Here is a 6,377-nt window from a genome sequence, read left to right as displayed (position 1 = left end):
GACCAGCTGCCCGTCCCATGCCTGGAGGCCGCCGCGCAGGTCCGCGCGGCGCACGGTGGGCGCCAGCCGCACGGCCTCCGCCGCGGCGACGCGCCGGGAGCGGGGCAGGATCGCCGCGGGGGTGCCCGCGCCTCGCCGCAGCAGATCACCGGCCAGGAAACCGGCGCGCACCAGCGCCGCTTGCGCCGCACCGACATTCGGCAGCAGCGGCACCAGTTGGGGCAGCGGGCGCACCAGATGCGGCGCCGTGGTGCGCATGAGTATGCCGCGTTCCACCGCGCTCTCGTGGGCGATGCCGACCCGGCCGCTCGCCAGATAGCGCAGGCCGCCGTGCACCAGCTTGGAACTCCAGCGGCTGGTGCCGAAGGCCAGGTCGTGGCGCTCGACCAGCACGGTGCGCAGTCCGCGGGCGGCGGCGTCCAAGGCGGCGCCCGCGCCGGTGACGCCTCCGCCGATCACCAGGACATCGATCTCGGCGCCGTCGCCGAGCCGGGACAGATCCGCGGCGCGGCGCGCGGCGTTCAACGCGGAATCCCCGGTTCGCCCCGAATCAATAGTCATCACAATGCCTTTCGGATGCGGCGGAACCGGGCTGACGCGTACTCATCACGGCCGCTTTCGGGCGGAGTCTTCGACCGCTTCGCGGGCGTGGTCGTCGAGATACCCGCCGATCGCGCGACGGAGTTCGGTGTCGAGGTGCTCACCCCCCAGCAGCGGCGCGACGGTGCCCGCCGACTGCACCGCGGACTGCGCGATCAGCAGCAGCATCGTGGCCATCCGCTCCGGAGCGCCCGCGCGGATGGAACCGTCCCGCTGCCCGTCGCGGATGCCCGCGGCGAACAGCTCGATCAGCGCGCGCTGGTTGCGCCCCAGCCTGCCGAAGACGTAGGTGAGCATCAGATCGGTGTCGGTGCGGAAGATTTTGCCGAACAACGGATTCGACCGGATCATCGCCGCTCCGGCGACCACGCCCTCGACCAGCCTGACGCGTGCGCTGCCCGCGGACGGCATGGTGGCCGCCACGATGCCGCGCAGTTCGCGGACCAGCAGTTCGGCCACCAGAGCACCGGTATCCGGCCAGCGGCGGTAGACGGTCGGCCTGCTGACGCCGGCCCGGCGCGCCACCTCGGTGAGCGTGGTGCGGCGCACGCCGAACTCCTCCACGCAGGCGCGGGCGGCGTCGAGAATCGCCAGGTCGGTCGCCGAGAGGGCGGTCTCGTCAGGAGCGGTCAAAAATCACCACCGGTGGTAGGTCGGTCGACGGCGAGTCGTCGGCGAGGTCCGAGCTTTCGTTACTGCTTGACAGTCTATGTCAAACTGTAACGCATGGTGGACACGCAGCAGCAGACCGACGGCGATCCGGCTCCGTCGGCGAAGACCGGCCCGGCCGGGCCGGCCGCGAGTATGGTCTGGGATGCCTGGGGTATCCCGGCTGGGCACCAGCCACTTTCGGAGCGGATCCGTGGTCTGCTGACGCAGGTGTTCGGAGTGTCCGGCAAGCCGGTGGCGCGCCGCGATGAGGGCGACGTGCCACTGCGCGAATCGGCGTTGACGCCCGCGCGGCGAGCCGGGTTGGTCGAGGTGGTCGGTGCGCAGAACGTGTCGGCCGACCACCGCGATCGGCTGCGGCACGCCGGGGGGAAGAGCACACCCGATCTGCTGCGCCGCCGGGCCGAGGGGCCGCAGGACGCGCCGGACGCCGTCGTCTTCCCCGCCGACCACGACGAGGTTCTCGCCGTGCTCGCCTACTGCGCGCGGCACGCCGTCGCGGTGGTTCCGTTCGGCGGCGGCACCAGCGTCGTCGGCGGCGTCGATCCCGTGCGCGGTCGCTTCGACACCGTGATCGCCCTGGATCTGCGCAGGCTCGACAGGGTCGCCGAGATCGACCCGATCAGCGGCACCGCCACGCTCGGCGCCGGTCTCACCGGTCCGCGCGCGGAGGAACTGCTCGGCGCGCACGGACTGTCCCTCGGCCACTTCCCGCAGAGTTTCGAGTTCGCAACCATCGGCGGCTTCGCGGCGACGCGGTCGTCCGGCCAGGCCTCGGCGGGCTACGGCCGCTTCGACGACATGGTGCAGCGGCTGAAGATCGCCACGCCGGGTGGCACGCTCGAACTCGGGCGCGCCCCCGCTTCGGCCGCCGGGCCGGACCTGCGCGAGCTGTTCGTCGGATCGGAGGGAACGCTCGGTGTGATCACCGAGGTCACCCTGCGGGTGCACCCGGTCCCGGAAACCGTTGCCTACCAGGCCTGGTCGTTCCCGGATTTCGCCACCGGCGCCGCCGCGTTGCGCGCGGTGGTGCAGGCGGGCGCGGCGCCGACGGTGCTCCGGCTCTCCGACGAGGCGGAGACCGGGATCAATCTCGCCCGCTCCGGCGATATCGGCGGCAACCCGGTGGCGGGGTGCCTGGCCGTCACCACCTATGAGGGCAGCGCGGCGCATGTCACCGCGCGCAGCGCCGAAGCGGGTGCCGTGCTGGCCGCGGCGGGCGGCTCGGCCCTGGGAGAGACGCCGGCCCGGGAGTGGGAGCACGGTCGTTTCGCCGCGCCGTACCTGCGTGACGCGCTCCTGGATGTCGGCGTGCTCTGTGAAACCTTGGAGACCGCCACCACCTGGTCGAATCTGAGCGGGTTGAAGGCGAAGGTGACCGCGGCGCTGACCGAGTCGCTGGTGGCGCAGGGGACACCGCCCCTGGTCATGTGTCACATCTCGCACACCTACCCGACCGGCGCGTCGCTGTATTTCACCGTCGTGGCGAAACAGTTGGACGACCCGCTGGCCCAGTGGCAGGCCGCCAAGCGCGCCGCGGGTGACGCCATCGTCGCGTCGGGCGGCACGATCACCCACCACCACGCGGTGGGCACCGATCACCGTCCCTGGGTCCCGGACGAAGTGGGTGAGCTCGGCGTGCGTGTCCTGCGGGCGGTGAAGGCCGAACTCGACCCGGCCGGCATCCTGAATCCCGGAAAGCTGGTGCCGTGAACGACTATTCACCGGTGCGCGAGGTCACGGTGGTGACCAATCCCCGATCCCGGCACGGCAAGGGAAGCGATGCGGCGACCGCCGCCATCGCCCGCCTGCGCGCGGGCGGCGCCGAGGTCACCGAGGTGTGCGCTCCCTCGGCCGCCGAAACGGTTCGCCAGGTGCGGGATTCGGTCGCGGGCGCGGCACCCGACGCCGTGGTCTGCATCGGCGGCGACGGGCTGATCAACGTGACCCTTCCGGCCGTCGCGGAGACCGGGGTTCCGCTCGGCATGATCCCCGCTGGCACCGGCAACGATCTGGCCAGGGAGCTCGGAGTGCCGACCGACGATCCGGTCGCCGCCGCCGCGCTGGTGTTGCGCGGGCGGACCAGGACGATCGATCTCGGCCGGATCGAGTCGTCCGTGCCGCCGATGTGGTTCGCCACGGTGGCCGGCACCGGATTCGACGCGCGGGTCACTCTGCGTGCCAACGAGATGCGCTGGCCGAGAGGCAGACTGCGCTACACCGCCGCCGCGCTGGCCGAGATCTCCGGGCGCTTCACGGTGCCCTACCGGGTCGAACTGGTGGACGCGGTGACCGACGGTCTGACCAACCCCGGCGTGGGCTCGGTGCTGGAGACCGAGGCGGTCATGGTCGCGGTCGGCAACACCCGCACCTACGGCGGCGGCATGCTGATCTGCCCGGACGCGCTCATGGACGATGGCCTGCTGGATCTGACCGTGGTCGGCGCGTTGTCGCGCGGGGAGATGCTGCGCCTGCTGCCCGCGCTGTCGGCGGGCAAACGCCAGGATCACCCGGAGGTCAAGCAGTTCCGCGCCGCCGCGGTCACGCTCACCGCGGCGGGCGCGCCCGCCACCGCCGACGGCGAACCGGCGGGCACCCTGCCGATCACCATCCGGGCGGTCCCCGCGGCGTTGACCGTTCTGGTGCCCTGACCGGCGCCGGTCAGGCGAAAGTCACGCAGCGCAGGTGGTTCACGGTCGCGCGGTCGACGATGACCACCGACCGTGAGGCGCGGGCAGCCGAGCGATGCTCCGCCGACACCGCGCGCATCAGCCGCCGCCAACGCCGCACGTGCAGCCGGAACGCCACGTGGTTGATCCGCCTGCCACGGCTGTGCTGGCCTGCGCGCGCCACCGCCGCGGGCACGTCGACCATGAGCAGGTGCAGTTCGCGATCCACCGCCCAGTGCTCGATCAGGGTGCGCGCCCAGCGGAACGTGGCGCAGTCGTGGATGACGACCGGGCCGGTGACCTCGCGCAGCGCGGCACGGATGGCCAGGAAGTGCGCGGCGTGCACCAGCGGGCGCCACAACAGGTAGGGCAGCCACCACAGCTTGGGCCGCCAGCGATTGCGTGCCTGCATCGAGTCGAGCACCAGTACCCCGGCGGCGCTGCGCGACGGCGCGGTGGCCGCGGCATCGGCGCCGAAGAACTTGCGCAGCGCGGTGCTCTTGCCCGCGCCGGGGACGCCCGCGACGATCAGCGCCGCCGCGGCGGGGTACCGGATCTCCGCGATCGCGCGACCGCGCAGATCGTGCAGCGCGTCCGGGACCAGAATCGGCAGCCGGGGTTCGGGAGCGTACGCGTGCACGGATTCCAGCGGGGGGTTCACCTCTCCCAGCGTCCGCAGCCGACACGTGTTCGGCAACCGGGAAAACCCTGGTTTTTCTTGTGATCACCCCGGTTTGCGACCCGCCGACCGCGCGCGCAGATGCATTCGTTCACCCTGCGACCCGAAAAGGCTCAGGATTTCCACCGGGCCCCGGCCCGCGCTGCCGAACCAATGCGGTTGGCGCGTGTCGAATTCCGCGGCCTCGCCGGGGCCGAGCACCAGATCGTGCTCGCCGAGTACCAGCCGCAGTCGTCCGGAAAGTACGTAGAGCCACTCGAAACCCTCGTGCACCTTCGGGTCGGGGTCGCAGCGCTCGGGCGGAATGACGATCTTGAACGCCTGTAGCGGTCCCGGCTGCCGAGTGAGCGGAAGGACGGTGATCCCGTTCAGCTTTCGCGCCGTGGAGTGGACGCGGGGATCGGCGATCTTGGGCGCGGCCACCAGTTCGTCCAACGGAACCTGATGGGCCATCGCGATCGGCAGCAGCAGTTCCAGACTGGCTTTTCGCTGGCCGGACTCCAGCCGGGAGAGCGTGCTCTTGGAGATTCCGGTGCTCTCCGCCAGCGCGGTGAGCGTGACGTTGCGGCGGGTGCGCAGCGCTTTCAGCCGTGGGCCTATGTCGGCGAGGGCCTGGGTGACGGCCGGTGGTGTGGACATGTCCCCAGTGCACTCCGATTTCCCTGATTTGGCAATTTTAGTTGCTGAATCGGGACGGGGACGGCACGGTGTCCGTGGAGGTGATCGCGAATGAGCGAGACATACGACGTAGTGATCGTGGGTGGCGGTGCGGCGGGACTGTCCGGGGCGCTGGTCCTGGCCCGCGCGCGGCGGCGAGTCGCGGTGGTCAAGGGCGGTGCGCCGCGCAACGCCCCGGCCGAGCACATGCACGGGTTCCTGTCCCGGGACGGCATGCCACCGGCCGAGCTGCTGGCGACCGGGGCCGCCGAGGTCACGGGCTACGGCGCGGAACTGATCGATGACATCGTCGTCGGCGCGGAACGGACGGCGGAGTCGGACTTCACGCTGCGGCTGCGCGGCGGCGGGGCGTTGCGGGCTCGCCGCGTGCTCGTGGCCACCGGGCTGCGCGACGAACTCCCGGAACTGCCCGGAGTGCGTGAGCGCTGGGGGCGTGACGTGCTGCACTGCCCCTACTGCCACGGTTACGAGGTCCGTGACCAGCCGATCGGGGTGCTGGGCGGTGCGGAATCCGGCGCCTTGGCCCGCGCGTTGCATCTGGCGCTGCTGCTGCCGCAGTGGTCGGACGACGTCGTCTTCTTCCCGAACACGATGCCCCTGTCCGAGAGTGATCGCGCTCGCCTGGATGCGCGCGGGGTCCGGCTGATCGAGGGCGAGGTGGCCCGGTTCGTGGTGGACGATCGGCTGCGCGGCGTGGAACTGGCCGACGGGCGAGCGGTGCCGAGGACGGCGATGTTCGTCACGCCGACCTTCCGGGCCAACGACGACGTGCTGGTCGGGCTCGGCTGCGCGTTCGACGCCGACGGCTGGGTGGTGACCGACGCGACGGGGCGCACCAGCGTGCCGGGTGTCTGGGCCGCGGGCAACGTCGCCAATCCGGCAGCGCAGGTGATCTCCGCCGCCGGGGCGGGCTCCACCGCCGCGATCGCGATCAACGGTGACTTGGTGTCGGCCGACGTCGCAGTGCTCGCCCGTTGAGGGGGAATATCGAGGCACGAAACGCGGAAGCTGAGAATTACTTATGGATTCCAGGCCCGGCCTCGGATCGCCGGTAAGCTACTGACATAGGCGGAGTGTTCGGT

General features: G+C 71.4%; 7 protein-coding genes. 3 read left to right on the top strand and 4 right to left on the bottom strand.

Annotation, left to right across the window (positions count from 1 at the left end):
- Positions 1 to 561, bottom strand: a 561-nt coding sequence (locus tag NG1_RS33045) for an FAD-dependent oxidoreductase (protein ID WP_157114383.1), incomplete at its 3' end; no start/stop codon positions are given.
- Between the two features lie 45 nt (positions 562 to 606).
- On the bottom strand, positions 607 to 1,233 hold the full coding sequence (locus NG1_RS33040; RefSeq protein WP_062977518.1) for a TetR/AcrR family transcriptional regulator: 627 nt from the start codon (positions 1,231 to 1,233) through the stop codon (positions 607 to 609).
- Between the two features lie 171 nt (positions 1,234 to 1,404).
- Between NG1_RS33040 and NG1_RS33035 the strand changes: the two genes are divergently transcribed.
- Entirely contained in the window at positions 1,405 to 2,982 is a 1,578-nt protein-coding gene (locus tag NG1_RS33035) for an FAD-binding oxidoreductase (protein WP_062977526.1), read from the top strand.
- A complete protein-coding gene (locus NG1_RS33030; RefSeq protein ID WP_062977516.1) occupies positions 2,979 to 3,920 on the top strand; it encodes a YegS/Rv2252/BmrU family lipid kinase in 942 nt (313 codons plus the stop codon). The genes NG1_RS33035 and NG1_RS33030 overlap by 4 nt, the downstream gene beginning before the upstream one ends.
- A 10-nt stretch (positions 3,921 to 3,930) precedes the next feature.
- Here the strand turns inward: NG1_RS33030 and NG1_RS33025 are convergent, their stop codons facing one another.
- Both NG1_RS33025 and NG1_RS33020 read right to left on the bottom strand, forming a co-directional pair.
- Positions 3,931 to 4,599, bottom strand: a complete 669-nt coding sequence (locus NG1_RS33025) for an AAA family ATPase (RefSeq protein WP_245660153.1) — start codon at positions 4,597 to 4,599, stop codon at positions 3,931 to 3,933.
- 63 nt (positions 4,600 to 4,662) lie between these two features.
- The gene (locus NG1_RS33020; RefSeq protein WP_062977514.1) at positions 4,663 to 5,256 is read right to left on the bottom strand and encodes a helix-turn-helix domain-containing protein; all 594 of its coding nucleotides are present in this window, start codon (positions 5,254 to 5,256) and stop codon (positions 4,663 to 4,665) included.
- 90 nt (positions 5,257 to 5,346) lie between these two features.
- Between NG1_RS33020 and NG1_RS33015 the strand changes: the two genes are divergently transcribed.
- Positions 5,347 to 6,273, top strand: coding sequence for an NAD(P)/FAD-dependent oxidoreductase (locus NG1_RS33015; protein WP_062977512.1), 927 nt, complete (start codon positions 5,347 to 5,349; stop codon positions 6,271 to 6,273).
- Positions 6,274 to 6,377: the final 104 nt, after the last annotated feature.

The organism is Nocardia gamkensis NBRC 108242, from assembly GCF_001612985.1.
Classification (GTDB): Bacteria; Actinomycetota; Actinomycetes; order Mycobacteriales; family Mycobacteriaceae; genus Nocardia; species Nocardia gamkensis.
Note: the sequence above shows the minus strand (reverse complement) of the source record. Positions and strands in the feature narration are given on the sequence as shown.

Excerpts from the sequence above, each read along its gene's own strand:
- NG1_RS33035 (WP_062977526.1), top strand. The coding sequence starts at position 1,405 with ATGGTCTGGGATGCCTGGGGTATCCCGGCTGGGCACCAGCCACTTTCG.
- NG1_RS33020 (WP_062977514.1), bottom strand. The coding sequence starts at position 5,256 with ATGTCCACACCACCGGCCGTCACCCAGGCCCTCGCCGACATAGGCCCA.
- NG1_RS33015 (WP_062977512.1), top strand. The coding sequence starts at position 5,347 with ATGAGCGAGACATACGACGTAGTGATCGTGGGTGGCGGTGCGGCGGGA.